12 protein-coding genes are annotated in these 16,831 nt (G+C 72.8%); 4 read left to right on the forward strand and 8 right to left on the reverse strand.

Annotation, left to right across the window (positions count from 1 at the left end; all coding sequences use genetic code 11):
* Positions 1–38: 38 nt before the first annotated feature.
* From ACFWPT_RS37750 to ACFWPT_RS37775, 6 genes are all read right to left on the reverse strand, one after another.
* A complete protein-coding gene (locus ACFWPT_RS37750; RefSeq protein ID WP_380487371.1) occupies positions 39–1,277 on the reverse strand; it encodes a hypothetical protein in 1,239 nt (412 codons plus the stop codon).
* Positions 1,278–1,453: 176 nt separating this feature from the next.
* Complete coding sequence (locus tag ACFWPT_RS37755; protein ID WP_380487374.1) at positions 1,454–3,247, reverse strand: glycoside hydrolase family 15 protein; 1,794 nt, start codon at positions 3,245–3,247, stop codon at positions 1,454–1,456.
* A gap of 74 nt (positions 3,248–3,321) precedes the next feature.
* Entirely contained in the window at positions 3,322–4,218 is an 897-nt protein-coding gene (locus tag ACFWPT_RS37760; RefSeq protein WP_380378810.1) for a carbohydrate ABC transporter permease, read from the reverse strand.
* Positions 4,205–5,281, reverse strand: coding sequence for a carbohydrate ABC transporter permease (locus ACFWPT_RS37765; protein WP_063345910.1), 1,077 nt, complete (start codon positions 5,279–5,281; stop codon positions 4,205–4,207). Before ACFWPT_RS37765 ends, ACFWPT_RS37760 begins: the two co-directional genes overlap by 14 nt.
* On the reverse strand, positions 5,271–6,524 hold the full coding sequence (locus ACFWPT_RS37770; protein ID WP_363375814.1) for an extracellular solute-binding protein: 1,254 nt from the start codon (positions 6,522–6,524) through the stop codon (positions 5,271–5,273). Before ACFWPT_RS37770 ends, ACFWPT_RS37765 begins: the two co-directional genes overlap by 11 nt.
* Positions 6,525–6,587: 63 nt before the next feature.
* Positions 6,588–7,622, reverse strand: coding sequence for a LacI family DNA-binding transcriptional regulator (locus ACFWPT_RS37775; protein WP_063345908.1), 1,035 nt, complete (start codon positions 7,620–7,622; stop codon positions 6,588–6,590).
* Between the two features lie 166 nt (positions 7,623–7,788).
* Here ACFWPT_RS37775 and ACFWPT_RS37780 point away from each other — a divergent pair, with 166 nt between their 5' ends.
* Positions 7,789–9,846 carry a glycogen debranching N-terminal domain-containing protein gene (locus ACFWPT_RS37780; RefSeq protein ID WP_380487377.1) on the forward strand — a complete coding sequence of 686 codons (2,058 nt, stop codon included), beginning with the start codon at positions 7,789–7,791 and terminating at the stop codon, positions 9,844–9,846.
* A 76-nt stretch (positions 9,847–9,922) separates the two neighbouring features.
* Here the strand turns inward: ACFWPT_RS37780 and ACFWPT_RS37785 are convergent, their stop codons facing one another.
* Positions 9,923–11,482 carry a purple acid phosphatase family protein gene (locus ACFWPT_RS37785; protein ID WP_380487379.1) on the reverse strand — a complete coding sequence of 520 codons (1,560 nt, stop codon included), beginning with the start codon at positions 11,480–11,482 and terminating at the stop codon, positions 9,923–9,925.
* A gap of 272 nt (positions 11,483–11,754) precedes the next feature.
* On the opposite strand from ACFWPT_RS37785, the gene ACFWPT_RS37790 reads away from it, so the two are divergent.
* From ACFWPT_RS37790 to ACFWPT_RS37800, 3 genes are all read left to right on the forward strand, one after another.
* Positions 11,755–12,543: a phytanoyl-CoA dioxygenase family protein gene (locus ACFWPT_RS37790; protein ID WP_063345905.1), complete on the forward strand. Its 789-nt coding sequence runs from the start codon at positions 11,755–11,757 to the stop codon at positions 12,541–12,543.
* On the forward strand, positions 12,540–13,454 hold the full coding sequence (locus ACFWPT_RS37795; RefSeq protein WP_380487382.1) for an AraC family transcriptional regulator: 915 nt from the start codon (positions 12,540–12,542) through the stop codon (positions 13,452–13,454). The genes ACFWPT_RS37790 and ACFWPT_RS37795 overlap by 4 nt, the downstream gene beginning before the upstream one ends.
* 122 nt (positions 13,455–13,576) lie before the next feature.
* A complete protein-coding gene (locus ACFWPT_RS37800; protein ID WP_380487384.1) occupies positions 13,577–14,779 on the forward strand; it encodes an MFS transporter in 1,203 nt (400 codons plus the stop codon).
* Here ACFWPT_RS37800 and ACFWPT_RS37805 read toward each other — a convergent pair.
* Entirely contained in the window at positions 14,746–16,797 is a 2,052-nt protein-coding gene (locus ACFWPT_RS37805; protein WP_380487386.1) for a heavy metal translocating P-type ATPase, read from the reverse strand. The two genes, ACFWPT_RS37800 and ACFWPT_RS37805, sit on opposite strands and share 34 nt — an antisense overlap.
* Positions 16,798–16,831: the final 34 nt, after the last annotated feature.

A 16,831-nucleotide genomic window follows, 5' to 3' on the forward strand; every position in this document is an offset into this window, starting at 1 on the left:
GTCGCGGCCGGCCGGGCGCCGTGGGGGAGAGCCGGGGATCAGCCCTCCTGGGCGAGGCTCTTCATGTCCTCGTAGCCCATGCCGAGCTTGCTGAACATCTCCTGCTGCGCCAGGGGCAGGCCGAGGGCCTTCAGCTCCTCGGCCTGGGCGGGGGTCAGCGGCTTGCCGGGGGTGAGCGCCGGGGTGCCCGGGGTGCCCGGGGCGGTGCCGCCCTTGCCTCCGCTGGTGGCGCCGGAGGTGAGGAGGGTGAGCATGGCGCTCTGGATGTCGTCGCTGGTCAGCGTGACGGCGTCGGCGGGGGCCTCGACGGTCGGGGCGTTCTGGTTGAAGGCGAGCTTCACCGGGAAGTTGACGCCCGGTGCGGCCTTCGCCTCCAGCTGGGCGAGGTCGAAGGTGGCGGCGGAGAGCTTGCCGTCCTTCAGGTAGAGGTCGGCGCCGACCTTGTCCTCGCGCACGGTGCTCGGGACGGAGGTGGGGAGCTTCCCGAACTGCTGGGGGAACTTGGCGGCCAGCGGCTTGACGGCCTTCAGCAGTTCGTCGGCCAGCTGGCGGCCCGGGGCGCTCATCCAGATGTGCTCGGCGCCGTCCTTCTTGCCCTTGTCCTCGAAGGTGACGGTGCGGGACAGCACGTCCTTGAGGGAGTTGGTCAGCTGCTTGGCGGACTCCGGGTCCAGCGAGGGCTGTCCGCTCGGGGTGCTCGGGGTGGCCTTGGCGCCGTCGAACTTCTTGGTGTCGTCGGCGAGCTTCTGCAGGTCGAAGGAGACCCACTTGCCGGCCAGCACGTCCTTGACCGGCTTCAGTTCGGCGGGCAGGTCGCTGCTGATGGCGTCGACCTGCGACGGGTCCTCGCCGACCAGCTTCACCAGGCCCTTGGCGTCGGCGCGCAGGAACGCCTTGGCGTCGACCTGGCGGTACTCCAGCAGCGCGGTGCCCTTCCGGTCGGAGAGCACGTAGGACAGGCGCACCGACTTGTCGAGCGTCAGGTCCTTGTCGGCGCCGTTGCTTTGCGCGTTCTTGAAGGTGTCGAGGTCCTTCAGCGGCTTGTCGGCGGACACCGCGACGGAGAAGTTCAGCCCGGACACGGCGTCGGCGCTCTTCGGGTCGACCTTGTCGCCGGTGGCCGCACCGAAGGCGATGATCTGCTCGGGAGTGGCGTCCACGGAGAACGTGAGGCCGGCGGCCTTGCCCTCGCCGACCTTGGTGAAGGCCTTGGACACCTTCTGCGCGGCGGACAGCTGCTCGACGGTGCCGCAGGCGGCCAGGCCGGCGGCGAGCACGGATGCGGTGACGGCGACGGGAACGGTTCCGCGCGCGGCCCGGCGAATGGCGGTGTTGATGGTACGTCTCCTGTGTAACGGGGTCTGACCACATGGTCAGACCGGTCCCTCCCCGGTGGCGTCAAGCGCCACAGTGCTTACACATTTGATCACATCATCAACAAGGGGGTGGCCGATTATTTCGGACCGGCGCAGCCCCGGCCGAGGCGCAGTGCGGTGTCGATCAGCGGGACGTGGCTGAAGGCCTGCGGGAAGTTGCCGACCTGGCGCTTGAGCCGCGGGTCCCACTCCTCCGCCAGGAGCCCGAGGTCGTTGCGGATGGACAGCAGCTTGTCGAACAGCTGGTGCGCCTCGTCCGTCCGGCCGATCATCGCCAGGGCGTCGGCCAGCCAGAACGAGCAGGCCAGGAAGGCGCCTTCGTCGCCCGGCAGGCCGTCCACCCCGCCGCTCGTGGGGTAGCGCAGCACGAAGCCGTCCTCGGTGGACAGCTCGCGCTGGATCGCCTCGACGGTGCCGATGACGCGCTTGTCGTCCGGCGGCAGGAAGCCGACCTGGGGGATGAGCAGCAGCGAGGCGTCGAGTTCCCGCGAGCCGTAGGACTGGGTGAAGGTGTTGCGGTCCGGGTCGTAGCCGTGGGTGCAGACGTCCTCGTGGATGGTGTCGCGCAGGGCGCGCCAGCGCTCCAGCGGCCCCTCGCAGTCGGTCTGCTCCAGCAGTTGGACCGTCCGGTCGACGGCGACCCAGGCCATCACCTTGGAGTGGACGAAGTGCCGGCGCGGGCCGCGGACCTCCCAGATTCCCTCGTCCGGGTCCTGCCAGTGCTCCTCCAGCCAGGAGATCAGCCGCAGTTGCAGCAGGTGGGCGTGGTCGTTGCGGGCCAGGCCGGTGTGCTGGGCGAGGTGTAGGGCCTCGACGACCTCGCCGTAGACGTCGAGTTGCAGCTGCCCGGCGGCGCCGTTGCCGATCCGGACGGGGCGGGAGCCCTCGTAGCCGGGCAGCCAGTCGAGTTCGGTCTCCACCAGCTCGCGCTCGCCGGCGATGCCGTACATGATCTGGAGGTTCTCCGGGTCGCCGGCGACGGCGCGCAGCAGCCACTCGCGCCAGGCCTTGGCCTCGTCGCGGTAGCCGGTGCGCAGCAGCGAGGAGAGCGTGATGGTGGCGTCGCGCAGCCAGGTGTAGCGGTAGTCCCAGTTGCGGACGCCGCCGATGTCCTCGGGCAGCGAGGTGGTGGGGGCGGCGACGATGCCGCCGGTGGGGGCGTAGGTGAGGCCCTTGAGGGTGATCAGGGAGCGGATCACGGCCTCTCGGTAGGGGCCCTGGTAGGTGCACTGGGCGGCCCAGTCGCGCCAGAACTCCTCGGTGGCGGCGAGCGCCTGTTCGGCGTCCGGCCGGTCGGGCGCGCCGAGGTGGGAGGCCTGCCAGGTCAGTGCGAAGGCGATCCGCTCGCCGGCGGTGACGGTGAAGTCGGCGTAGGTGGTCAGGCCGCGGCCGTAGGTCTCGGACTCGCCGTCCAGCCACACCGAGTCGGGCCCGGCCACGGCGACGGTGCGAGTCCCCGTGCCGTCCGTGACCTTGTGCACCCAGGGCACGATGCGCCCGTACGAGAAGCGCATCCGCAGGGCCGAGCGCATCCGGACGGTGCCGGCGACGCCCTCGACGATCCGGATCAGTTGCGGGGCCGCCGTGCCGCGCGGCGGCATGAAGTCGATCACCCGGACGGTGCCCCCGGCGGTGTCCCACTCCTGTTCCAGGATCAGCGAGTCGCCCCGGTAGCGCCGCCGGTGGGCGGGCGGGGCGTCACCGGGGGCGATCCGCCAGAAGCCGTGCTCGTCCGTGCCCAGCAGGCCGGCGAAGACGGCCGGGGAGTCGAAGCGGGGCAGGCACAGCCAGTCGACGGCGCCGTCCCTGCCGACCAGGGCGGCGGTCTGCATGTCGCCGATCAGCGCGTAGTCCTCGATGCGGGCGGGCACGTGGTTCTCCAAGAAGGGTTCACAGGAAGGTTCGGCAGAGGGGGGTGTACAGGCCGGGCAGGGCCGGGCCGGGCTCACTCCTTGAGCGAGCCCGAGTTGGCGCCGCGCACGAAGTGGCGCTGGAAGCAGAAGAACAGGATCGCCACCGGGAGGGTGGAGACCAGCGCCGCCGCCAGCTTGAGCGGGTACTGCGTCCCGGAGCCGAGGCCGCCGGAGACGAAGTGCGCCAGACCGGTGGTGAGGGTGTCGTGCTCGCTGGACTGGGTGGAGACCAGGAAGTGCGTGAACTCGTTCCAGGAGCCCTGGAAGGAGAGCACGGTGAGCGTGATCAGCGAGGGCCGGGACATCGGCAGGACGACGGACCAGAAGATCCGGAACGTCCCGGCGCCGTCGATCCGCGCCGCCTCCTCGATCTCGCGCGGCACCGACTCGAAGAACTGCTTCATGATGAAGATCCCGGCGGCGTCGACCAGCAGCGGCAGGATCATGCCGCTGTAGCTGTCGAACATGCCGAAGCTCTTCAGCACCAGGAACTTCGGGATCAGCAGCACCACGCCCGGCACCGCCATCACGGCCAGCACGAAGGCGAACAGCAGCCGGCGGCCCGGGAACCTGATCCGGGCCAGCGCGTAGCCCGCCATCGAGTCGAACAGCACCCGGCCGGCCGTCACCAGGACGGTCACCACCACGCTGTTGCCCAGCCAGCGCAGGAACGGGATGTTCTCGACGCCCTCCGCCAGGCCGAACAGCCGCCGGTAGGAGGCCAGGGTGCCGCCGTCGGGCAGCACCGACATCGGGTGGGCGGCCGCGTCCGGGTCGGTCTTGAAGCTGTTCACCAGCTGGAGCAGGAACGGCAGCAGGTAGAGCAGCGCGAAGCCGAGCAGGACGGCGTACCCGAGGAGCCGCAGCGGCCGGGGGAAGCGGCCGAGGATCGGCTTGTCCACGGCGGGCTTGCGGTCAGCGTGCGGCACGGCGGGCTCCCTTCGGGCTGCGGCGGGGCTTGCCGTCCCGTTCCCGCAGGACCCACCGCTGGACGGCGGTGAGCAGCAGGATCAGGCCGAGCAGGACGAACGCGATGGCGGCGCCCTGCCCGAAGTCGGCGTTGTCGAAGCCGGCCGAGTAGGACAGGTAGGCGGGAGTGAGGGTGGTGTTGCCGGGCGCGCCCTTGCCCATCACGTACACCTGGTCGAAGACCTGCCAGGTGGAGATCAGGCCGAGGGTCAGCACCAGGAACAGGACGGGCCGCAGCGCGGGCAGGGTGACGTGGCGCAGCAGCTGGCGGCGGTTGACGCCGTCGAGCGCGGCGGCCTCCTCCAGTTCGCGCGGGATGTCCTGGAGGGCGGCGAGGAAGATCAGCATGAAGGTGCCGGAGGTGGTCCACACCGCCATCAGGATCAGCGTGCACATCGCGACCGAGGGCCCGGCGAACCACTCCGACCAGGACAGCCCGAGCGGGCCGCCGGTGCCCGGGGCGGGCTGGTCCAGGCCGAACCAGCCGAGCACCAGCCAGATCACCCCGCGCGGGTCGGCGAACCAGTTCGGCCCCTTGACCCCGAGCCAGCCCAGCATCCGGTTGACGGCGCCGCTGCCCTGGAAGAGGAACAGGAAGACCGTCGAGATCGCGATCGAGCTGGTGACGGACGGGAAGTAGAACACCGTGCGCAGGGCGCCCCGGCCGCGCAGCATCCGCTGGTTGACCAGGATGGCGAGCAGCAGCGCCAGCACCGTCTGCAGCGGCACCGTCAGCAGGACGTAGTACAGCGTGTTGCGCATCGAGGTGGCGAACAGCGTGCGGTCCAGGCCGTCCTCGGCGAACAGCCGGCGGTAGTTGTCCAGGCCGATGAAGTCCGCGCTGCCGCTGAACGGGTTGGACTGGCCGTCCCAGTGCAGCAGGCTGACCCACAGGGCCATCCCGATCGGCAGGACCATGAAGAGGCCGAGGACCAGGACCATGGGGCCGGCGAACAGCCAGCCCCATGCTCCCTCGCGCAGGCCGCGCCGGCGTATCGTGCCGGTGGAGCTGTTACTTGGCATTCTTGATGGCCTGCTCGCCGTTGCGCTGGAGGGTGGCCAGGATGGCCGCCGGGTCGCCCGTCTTCAGCGACTGGAGGTCGGTGTTGAACTGGGTGAGCACCTTGGTGAACCCGGCGATGGTGACCGGCGCCTGGGCGTTGGCGACGCCGTCGACCCAGGCCTTGGACTCGGGGTACTTCTGGGCGTAGGCGCTCAGCGCGCTGGTGCGCGAGGGCATCACGCCGAAGGCCTGGGCGAACTCCAGCTGCTGGTCGGCGGAGGCGAGGTGCTTGACCAGGTCGACCCCGGCCGCCTGGTGCTGGCTCTTGGCGGCGATGCCCCAGCAGTTGCTGAAGGCGAGGGTGCCGGGGCCGGCCGGGCCGGCGGGCAGCGGGAGCACCTTGTACTGGACGTTCGGGTAGTCCTTGGCCATCGCGCCCTTGAGCCAGTTGCCCTCGATGGTCATCGCGGCCTTGCCCTTGCCGAGCGCCTCGCCGCCCCAGCCGGCGTCCACCTCGGCGACGTACTTGGCCGAGCCGGCCTTCATCATCGACTGCACGTACTCCAGTGCCTGCTTGTTGGCCGGGTTGTCGGCGGTCATCGCGGTCTGCTCGGGGTTGGTGATCCAGCCGCCGGCCTCCTTGAGCAGGGCGCCGAGCCGCTGGTAGTCGGGGGCGGTCACCAGGCCGGTCACGCCGTCCTTGGTGAGCTTGGCGGCGTCGTCGGAGAGCTGCTGCCAGCTGGTCGGGTAGTCGGCCTCGGTCAGGCCGGCCTGCTGCCACAGCGTGGTGTTGATCGCCAGGCCCAGGGTGGAGGTGTCCTTGGGCAGGCAGGTGAGCTTGCCGTCGTAGCTGAAGGCCTTGCGCAGCGGCTCGGAGAAGTCGGCGGCGTCCGGGATCTGGTCGCCGTAGGCGTACAGCGAGCCGCCCTTGGCGTAGTTCGCGAACTGGTCGGAGTTGACGTAGAAGAGGTCCGGCGGGTTGCCGCCGGCGAAGGCCTGGCCGAGCTGCTGGTTGATGTCGCTGGCGATCTGCACGGTGACGGTGTTGCCGGTCTTCTTGGCCCAGTCGGCCGTGGCGGCCTTGACCGCGGCCGTCTCGGCCTCGCCGGAGGTGGCGATCAGCACCGTCAGGCTCTGGTTGCCGCCGGAGGACTGCTTGGCCGGTGAGTCGCCGAAGCCGCCGGAGGAGGAGCAGCCGGTGACGGCGCCGAGGGTGACGGCCGCGCAGACGGCTGCCGCGGCGAGGGTGCGGGAGGTGGCCATGCGGGATCTCCTTGCGAGGGTGGGTGGGGGAGTGGGCGGAGATGGTTTCGGGGGGAGTGGCGGTCAGACGCTTTCGCGCAGGACCAGCTCCGGTTCCAGGAGCACGTGTTCGGTCGGCCGCTGGTGGTCGCCGAGGCGTTCCAGCAGCAGCCGCATGCACTCGCGGCCGACCGCGTCGAGCGGTTGGGCGAGGCTGGACAGCGACGGGAACAGGAGGGGGGCGATCGGCGAGTCGTCGAAGCCGATGACGGCCGCGTCCGGGCCGGGGGTGCGGCCGTCGCGGCGCAGCGCCTGGTACCAGCCGAGCGCCAGGGTGTCGCTGGCGGTCACGACCGCGGTCGCGCCGGTCGCGAGCAGCCGTTCGGCGGCCTCGGTGGCGCTCGTCCGGTCGTCCGGGCTCTCGGCCCGGCGGCCCCGGGTGGGCAGGCCCAGTTCGCGCATCGCGCTCTGCCAGCCGCGGGCGCGGTCGTCGCCGACGCCGGAGCCCTTCGGCCAGCCGAGGAAGCCGATCTTGCGGTGGCCGAGCCCGGCCAGGTGCCGGACGGCGGCCGAAGTCCCGGCGGAGCCGTCGACGTCGACCCAGTCGCCGACGTCCCGGCCGGACCAGGTGCGGCCGAAGGCGACGTACGGGACGCCGCGTTCGTGCAGCCAGCCCTGGCGGCGGTCGCCGCGGTCGGTGCTGCTGAGGACGAAGCCGTCCGCGCCGTGCTCGTCGAGGAGCTGCTGGTAGCTGGTGAGTTCGTCGTCCCCGGGGGCGACGGCGAACAGCACCACCCGGTAGCCGGCCTGGTCGGCGGCTTCGGAGAGGGAGTGCAGGAACTGGTCCAGGACCGGGGTCGGGACGCCGGTGCTGCTGGAGCGGATGCCGTAGCCGATCAGCCGGCTGGCCCTGGTCTTGAGCGCCTGCGCGGCCCGGTGCGGGCGGTAGCCGAGCTCGTCGATCGCGCGCTGGACCCGCTCCAGCGTCTGCGGGCGCAGCAGCTCGGGCGAGTTGATCGCGTTGGACACCGTCTGACGGCCCACGCCGGCCCGGGCGGCGACCATTTCGAGGGTCGCGGCGGACCCTGTCCTGGGCCGGGGCGATGAGTGTGCATGCATGACGGCGATCCTAGGTTCTGTCTTCATTGACAAGATCTTGGAGCGTTCCAATACGGGGTTCCATCTTCCCCACCAGGGGGGTTAATGTCTTGGAACGCTCCAATGGCAGAAAGGTTGCGCCCGAGTGGAAGCAACTGTCAAGCCCCAAAACGAGGATGAAGAGACCATGTCAGCGATCGCCCTGCAGCCGTTCCTGCACGACGCCCAGCTCTCCGTGGCCGCCCCGAGCTTCTGTGCCTCGCGCCCGGACGGGCGGATCGGCGAAGGCGCGGACGGCTTCTACCACGGGGACCGCCGGATCCTCTCCCGCCTGGAGGCCGGCGTCGCCGCAGTCCCCAACACCCCCGTCGCCACCGCACACGGCGAGGACGGACGCACCACCTTCGTCACCGTGCTGCGCGGCATCGCCGAACTCACCCCCGACCCGGCCGTCACCCTGGAACGCCGCCGGGAGCTGCACCCCGGCCGCCTCGTCGAGCGCTACACCGTCCGCAACGCGGGCGACCTCACCGCCCGCCTGCGCCTGGACGTACGCGCGGAGAGCGACTTCGCCGCGATGGACAGCGTCAAGGCCGGCCGCGCCACCCAGGCCCTCACGCCCACCGCCGGCCCGAACGGCCTGCGCTGGAGCGAGGGCCCGCTCAGCGCCGCCCTCACCGTCGAGCCGGCGCCCGACCACCTCGCCGCCGACACCGGCACCCTGGGCTTCGACCTCGAACTCGCCCCCGGCCAGAGCTGGCAGGCCGTCCTGGAGTGCACCGCCGAGCACCGCGACGGCGACCTCTTCCCCGCCCCGGCCGCCGACGCCGCCCCGTGGCGCACCCCCGCGATCACCGGCCGCGACCACCACCTCGCGCACTGGATCACCCGCTCCCACCACGACCTGCGCGGCCTCCTGCTCACCGACCCGCTGGAGCCCGGCGACCACTTCCTCGGCGCCGGGGCCCCCTGGTTCCTCACCCTGTTCGGCCGCGACTCCCTCTGGGCGGCCCGGATGATGCTCCCGCTCGGCACCGAACTCGCCGCCGGCACGCTGCGCACCCTGGCCCGCCGCCAGGGCCGCGCCCTCGACCCGGCCACCGAGGAGCAGCCCGGCAAGATCCTCCACGAGGTCCGCCGCGACGAGCAGCACCTCGACAACGGCTCCCACCTGCCGCCCTGCTACTTCGGCACGGCCGACGCCACCCCGCTGTGGCTCACCCTCCTGCACGACGCCTGGCGCTGGGGCATGCCCGAGGACCAGGTCGAGGACCTGCTGCCGCACGCCGAGGCCGCCCTCGCCTGGCTGGCCGACCACGCCGACGCGGACGGCGACGGCTTCCTGGAGTACGTCGACAGCTCCGGCAAGGGGCTCTCCAACCAGGGCTGGAAGGACTCCTCCGACAGCATCCGCTTCCGCGACGGCCGGATCGCCGACGCCCCCATCGCGCTCAGCGAGGTCCAGGCCTACGCCTACGAGGCCGCCGTCGCCTCGGCCGCCCTGCTGGAGGCCTTCGGCCGGCCCGGTGCCGAGCGCTGGCGGCAGTGGGCGGAGGAGCTGCGGCTGCGCTTCCGCGACCGGTTCTGGACCGAGGACGCGCACGGCCCGTACCCGGTGGTCGCCCTCGACGGCGGCAAGCACCAGGTCGACTCGGTCGCCTCCAACATGGGCCACCTGCTCGGCACCGGCCTGCTCGACCCGCAGGAGAGCGCCCTGGTCGCCGGCCGGCTCACCGCCCCCGGCATGGACAGCGGCTTCGGGCTGCGCACCCTGGACGCCGCCGCGGCCGGCTTCAACCCGCTCGGCTACCACACCGGTTCGGTCTGGCCGCACGACAGTGCCATCGCCGTCCACGGCCTCTCCCGTGCCGGGCTGCACGACGCCGCCGCGCCGCTGGCCGCCGGCCTGGTCCGCGCGGCGGCGGCCTTCGACCACCGCCTGCCCGAACTCTTCGGCGGCCACCCGCGCGCCGAGTTCGCCCGCCCCGTCCCCTACCCGGCCTCCTGCCGCCCGCAGGCCTGGGCCGCCGCCGCCTCCGTCCAGGTGGTGCAGGCACTGCTCGGCCTGGAGGCCGACGCCCCCAACCGGCGGCTCCGGGTGCGGGCCCAACTCCCCGCCGGCTACGAGTCGCTGACGTTCACCGGCCTGACGGTGGCGGGCCTGCCGATCGAGGTGTCCACCGACCACACCGGGGCCGTCGACCTGCGCGCCCCGCAGGGCTTCACCGTCACCACGGAGCACTGACGCGCACCCCGCCGGCCCGGCGGCCGCGCCCGGCCCGGCCGGCGGGGAGCGGGCCGTCCGGGCGCAGGCTGCCAGGTCAGCCGCGTTGCACGGTGAACTGGTCCACGGCGGTGCCGTCCTCGGTGATCGAGCGCACCGCCATGCGGGCCGGCTTGCCGGCGGCGGCGGGCGTCACGTCGACCGCCACCAGGCAGTAACCGGTGTAACGGACCCTGGACCAGGTGACCTTGACGGTCTGGTTGTGGCCGCTCGGATCGGCGACCACCATCGGGACGGGGGAGTCGTTCTTCGTCTCGTGCCCGAGGTAGGTGTCGGCGACGGGGAAGGAGTAGACCCCGCCGCCACCGCCGCCCGCGACGACGTACGTCGTGCCGTCCTTCAGCGGATTGACGGTGTCGCCGGAGGCGACCTTGCGGGTGGGCTTGCCGGAACGGATGGGGTCGGTCCGCTCGTAGACGTGGTTGTGGCCGCTGAGCACCAGGTCCACCTGGTACTTGTCGAACAGCGGGGCCCAGTCCTGCTGCGCGCCGAGTTCGGCCCCGTTGTCGTGGCAGGTGGAGTACGTGCACTGGTGCAGGTAGACGACGACGAAGTCGATGGTCGTGTCGGCGCGGAGCGCGGCGAGCCGGCTCTCCAGCCACTTCTTCTGCTTGCCCTTGGTGTAGTTCAGGTTGGCCGCGGTGTTGTAGCAGATGTCGTTGCCGTCGAGGCTGATCAGGCCGACGTTCTGGCAGCGCCAGGAGTAGATGCCGGTGGACTGCGCCCAGGCGTTGTCGGGCATCGTGAACCGGGCGCGGACGCCCCCGTAGCCGTCGGCCCCGTACCAGGCCTCCATCTCGTGGTTGCCGATCGCCATCATCCACGGGGTCCGGGAGGCGACGGGGTCGTTCTGCACGAAGAAGGAGTCCCACAGACGGGCGTCGTAGGGGTCGCTGGTCTTGCCGCTGCCGCCGCTGTTGGCGTACGAGAGGTCGCCCATGTGGAGGTGGAAGGCGGGGTCGAGGCCGGCGATCAGGTTGGCGGTGGCGGCCGCGTTGTACCCGATGCCCTGGTCGCCGAAGGCCGTGAAGGTGAACCCGGCGCCGCGGCCGGGGGCGGGCGCGGTGCGGAAGCTCGCCACGTCGCCGAGCCGGGCGCGCTGCCCCGCGGGGTCGTAGCCCTGGTGGCCGACGACGTAGTAGTACGTGGTGTCGGGGATCAGCTGGTCGACCTGCGCGTGCAGGTAGTACTGGGTGACGGTGGTGGGCTTGACCAGGGGCTGGTCCTCGACCGGGTGCTGCCAGGACAGCTTGCTGACCAGGGTGCGGACCTCGGCGGCGATCGGGGAGCCGAAGTCGCCGGGCTGGAGGCCGATCCGGACGAAGGGGGCGGTCACCGCGCCCGGCACCTGCCAGGAGACGACGACCTGTTGGGAGGGATCGGCCCCGAAGGCCAGGTGCCGGCCGAAGGGGCGCAGCGCGGACCCGGCGGTCTGGTCGTTGTAGGGCGAGGGGAGGGTCGGGGTGTCGAGGGCGGTCGGACGGGGGGCGGCCTGGGCGGCGCCGGGCAGCAGGAGGCTGCCCGCGGCGAAGGCGGCACCGCCCGCCGCGCTCACTCGCAGGAGGTCGCGCCGGGAGTGCCGTGAGGTCTCGGACATGACATTAAGTTAGGAAACATCACTAACCTTTGACAAGAGGGCGGACGCGAACGGATTCGGCTGCGCCATACGCCAGTTGGGGGTGCCAGGACATCGAGGCGACGGTGCCCGGACATCGAGGCGGGGCGCTCCCGGCCTCGGGAGCACCCCCGCCTGCTCGGCCGCAGCCCGGCGGGAAGGACTTGAACGCGCGGGCCGATGTCCGGATTACCCACCGGGCCGTCCGTATCGCCCCTCGGCCCGGCCCGGTCCCCACGCCTACGGTCGAGGCCATGAACGAACCCCTCAGCCCCGACGACCTCGCCGCCTACCACGAGAACGGCTTCCTCCTCGTCAAGAACCTGATCAGCCGACAGGAGGCGGCGGCGATGCGGGAGGAGTGCCACGCCCTGGCCGCCCGCCTCGACTCCGACGCCGACCCGACCTGGGCCAGCGCGCGCACCGTCGCGGGTGCGTCCGCCGGGCGCACGGCCCTCAAGCACGCCCACGACGCGCAGTTCCACTCGGCGGCCTTCGCCCGGCTGCTGGTCGACCCCAGGTTCACGGACGTCGCGGCCGCACTGCTCGGCGGGCCCAACCTCCAGTTGCACCACACGAAGATGTTCATCAAGCCTCCGGAGACCGGCTCCCCCTTCCCCCTGCACCAGGACCACCCGTTCTTCCCGCACGCCCGGCACACCGTCGCGGCCGCGGTCTTCCACTTCGACGACGCCCCGGAGGAGAAGGGCTGCATCAGGGCCGTCCCCGGCAGCCACCAGCAGGGCCCGCTGCCGCACGTCGAGGACGGCAGCTGGCACCTGCCGCCCGACACCTGGCGGCTCCAGGACGCCCGGCCGTGCCCGGCGGAGGCCGGCGACGTCCTGTTCTTCGGCTACCTCACCGTGCACGGTTCGGGGCTGAACACCTCCGACCAGGCCCGCACCACCTGGCTGGTACAGTTCCGGGACCCTGCGGACCGGCCCACCACGGACGATCACACCTGGTCCCTCGGTCAGGGCATGATGCTGCGGGGCGTCGACCCCACCGCGCGCAGGACGGACGGGGCGGGCGAGCCGAGATGACCGAACTGGCCCGGGCGGGCGCCGCCCTGCCCCTGCTCAACTCCGTGCGGCTGGGCACCACCCTCGCCGGACGACGGGTCGAGTTCGTGGACTGGGGGTTCTACCCGCCCGAGCCATGGCGCAACTACTGGCACAGCCACTCCTACTTCGAGTTCTGCTACGCCTACGCCGGGCGCGGGACGTTCCGGATCGGCGCGCTGGAGCACCCGGTCGGAGCCGGCGAGCTGTTCCTGGCCCGCCCCGGCGAGGTCCACGAGATCACCACCGACGCCCGGGACCCGCTCGGCATCGTCTTCTGGTCCTGGACGATGGTCCCCGAACGCGGTCCGCGCGAGGCCGCCGGGCCCGGCTCCCCGGAGACCGCCGCCCTGCTCGACGCCCTCGCGGCCGGCCCGCGCCGGGTCGTCCCGGCCGCCGGAACCCCGCTTCCCCGGCTGTTGGCGACACTCGCCGAAGAGGCTGCGGCTCCGGGGCCGGCCAGCCCCGACCTGCTGGCCGCCCTCGGCCCCGCGCTGGTCCTCACCTGCGCCCGCGTCGTCGCCGACCTGCCCGCCGCCGCGCGGATGACCCGCTACCTCGACGACAACTTCGACCGCCCGGTACGGGTACGGGACGTCGCCACCCAGGTCCACCTGAGCGAGCGCCACGCAGCACGGCTCTTCCAGCAGGAGACGGGGTGCACGATCATCGCCTACCTGACCCGCCGACGGCTGGACGTCGCCGCGCAGCGCCTGGCCGATCCCGCGCTGCGCCCGCTGTCCGTCGCGGCCGTCGCCCGCTCCTGCGGCTATGCGGACACCCGGCACTTCAGCACCGCGTTCCGGCGCTACTGGGGAGCGCTCCCGACGCAGGTGCGGGCCGGGGGCGGCACCACCCACGGCCTGTCCGCGGACCGCGGCGCGATCCGGTAGCCGATGGCCGACCACGCCGGGGGTGGGTGTGGCCGGGGCCGGGCGTCGGTTCTTGGGCGGATCGGCCTATTCGGCCCCGCGAGCCGTGGCTGCGACGGCGACGGCCGCCCTACTGTGGGCGAATGACCGATCATCAGACTGCGCGGTCCTTCATGGGCCGGGCGGGCTACCTCGGGGCGGCCGCCGGCTTCGCCGTCTGCATGGCGGGCACCACCCTGCCCACCCCGCTGTACGGGCTGTACCAGGAGCAGATCGGCTTCTCCGAACTGATGGTGACGGTCGTCTTCGCCATCTACGCCTTCGGCGTCATCGGCGTCCTGCTGCTCGTCGGCAACGTCTCCGACTCCGTCGGACGCCGGCCCGTCCTGCTCTGCGGACTGGCACTTGCCGCGTGCAGCGCGCTCGCCTTCCTGGCCGAAGGCGGCCTCCCGCTGCTGGCCCTGGGCCGCCTGCTGTCCGGCCTGTCCGCGGGCCTGTTCACCGGCACCGCAACCGCGTACGTCCTGGAGCTCGCCCCACCCGGACACCAGGCCCGCGCGGGCTTCGTCGCGACCGCCGCCAACATCGGCGGCCTGGGCTGCGGACCGGTGCTGTCGGGACTGCTCGCCGAGTACACACGCCACCCCCTCACCCTGCCGTTCGCCGTGCACCTGGTGCTGCTCGCCGCCTCCTTCACCGTCACCTGGCTCCTGCCGGAGACCGTCACCGGCGCCCGCCCGCTGCGCACCGCCCGGCCGCGCCGGCCGTCCCTGCCGCCGGAGGTCCGCGGGGTGTTCGTCCCGGCCGGCCTCGCCGCGTTCGCGGGCTTCTCCCTGCTGGGCGTCTTCACCTCGGTCAGCCCGGCCTTCCTCGCCCAGCGGCTGGACGTCCACAACCCGGCCGTCGTCGGCCTGATCGTGTGCACGGCCTTCTTCGCCTCCATCCTCGGCCAGCTCCTGGTGCCCCGACTGGGCACCGCCCGGGCGATCCCGATCGGCTGCCTGGTGCTCATCGCCGGGCTGGCCCTGATGGCCGGTTCCCTCGCCTGGACGGCCCTGCCACTGCTCGTGCTCAGCGCCCTGGTGGGCGGCGCCGGCCAGGGCATGGGCCTGCGCGGAGCGGTCGGCGAGATCGCCGCCGCCGCGCCCGCCGAGCACCGCGGCGGCGCCCTGTCGGCGCTCTTCGTGGTCGCCTACTTCGGCATCTCGATCCCGGTGATCGGCATCGGCCTGCTCACCGCGCCGATCGGCCTGGCCCGCGCCGGCCTGGTCTTCACCGCCTGCATGGCCCTGCTCGCCGCCGCCTCCGGCGCCTACCTGCTGCGCCGGGCCCGCGCCGGCTCCTGAACCGGCTCCTGAGCCGGCTGCGGCCCGGTGGCGCCCGCGCGCTTCCACGCGCTCTCGCGCAGCAGCCGCAGGCCGTTGAGGCCGACGATGACGGTCGAGCCCTCGTGGCCGAGGACGCCGAGCGGCAGGGGCAGGGTGGCGACCAGGTCCCACACGACCAGGCCGGAGATGAACACCGAGGCGATCACCAGGTTCTGGACGACCAGCCGCCGGGCCGCCCGGGACAGCGCGATCACCGTGGGGACGGTCGCGAGTTCGTCGCGGACGACGACCGCGTCGGCGGTCTCCAGCGCCAGGTCGGAGCCCGCCCGGCCCATCGCGATGCCGGTGTGGGCGGCGGCGAGGGCGGGGGCGTCGTTGACGCCGTCGCCGATCACCAGCACCTTGCGCCCGGCCCGCTCCTGCTCCTGGACGGCGGCGACCTTGTCCTGGGGGAGCAGCCCCGCGCGGACGTCGGTGATGCCGACCTCGGCGGCGAGGCGGGCGGCGGCGCGCGGGTTGTCGCCGGTCACCAGCACCGGGGCGGCGCCGGTCAGGGCCGCCAGGGCGGTGACGGTGGCGGCGGCGTCGGGGCGCAGGCGGTCGGCGATGCCGAGCACGCCGACCGGGGCGCCGTCGCGCTGGACCAGGACGGCGGTGCGCCCGTCGCGCTCCAGCTCCTCGGCGACGGCGGTGGCCTCCGTCTCCGCCTCTGCCTCGGCGGAGGGCGCGTCGGCGGCGCCGGCGAGGAGCCGGGCGGGGGCGCCGACCGCGATGACGGCACCGCAGACGGTGGCGGTCACCCCGATGCCGGGGGTGGAGGCGAAGCCCTCGGCGACCGGCAGGTCGAGGCCGCGCCGGCGGGCGGCGTCGACCACCGCGCGGGCCAGCGGGTGCTCGCTGGGGTGCTCGGCGGCGGCCGCCAGGGTCAGCAGTTCGTCCTCGTCCAGGCCGCTGCCGGGGAGGGGGAGCAGGTCGGTGATCCGGGGGGTGCCCTCGGTGAGGGTGCCGGTCTTGTCCAGCGCGACCGCGTCGACCTGCCCGAGCCGCTCCATCACGACGGCGGACTTCACCAGGACGCCGTGGCGGCCGGCGTTGGCGATCGCGGACAGCAGCGGCGGCATGGTGGCCAGCACCACGGCGCAGGGCGAGGCGACGATCATGAAGGTCATCGCCCGCAGCAGCGAGCCGGTCACGGCGGCGCCGAAGGCCAGCGGGACGAGGAAGACGGCGAGGGTCGCGAAGACCATGCCCAGGGAGTAGCGCTGCTCGACCCTCTCGATGAACAGCTGGGTGGGGGCCTTGGTCTCCGAGGCCTCCTCGACCATGGCGACGATCCGGGCGATCACCGAGTCGGAGGCGTCGCGCTCGACCTTCACCCGCAGGGCGCCGGTGCCGTTCAGGGTGCCGGCGAAGACCTCGTCGCCCTGCTGCTTGGGGGCCGGCAGCGGCTCGCCGGTGATGGTGGCCTGGTCGATCTCGCTCGCGCCGTCCAGGACGCGGCCGTCGGCGCCGACGCGCTCGCCGGGGCGGATCAGGATGGTGTCGCCGACCACCAGGTCCTCGGTGGCGACGGTCTCCTCGCCGCCGTCGTCCAGCAGGCGGGTGGCGGTGGTGGGGGCGAGGTCGAGCAGGCCGCGCACCGAGTCCTGGGTGCGGGCGGTGGCCAGCGCCTCCAGCGCGCCCGAGGTGGCGAAGATGACGATCAGCAGCGCGCCGTCCATCACCTGCCCGATCGAGGCCGCGCCGATCGCGGCGACGATCATCAGCAGGTCGACGTCGAGGGTCTTCTCGCGCAGCGCCTGAAGCCCGGCCCACCCGGGCTCCCAGCCGCCGGTGGCGTAGGCGATCGCGTACAGCGGCCCCCAGGCCCAGGCCGGGGCGCCGGCCAGCTGGAGCGGCAGGGCGGTCAGGAAGGCGACGGTCGCGGCGGCGGCCCAGCGGGCCTCGGCCAGCGCGAAGACGCGCGTACGGCGCTTGGGAGCGGCGCCGCCGCGCGGGGCTGCGGCGGCTGGGCGCTCGGTGAGGGTTGCGGACATGGCTGTGGTGTTCCTCCACGCGGACACGACGGGG

Origin of the sequence: Kitasatospora sp. NPDC058478, from assembly GCF_042720345.1 — a bacterium.
In the GTDB taxonomy this organism is placed as follows: Bacteria; Actinomycetota; Actinomycetes; order Streptomycetales; family Streptomycetaceae; genus Kitasatospora.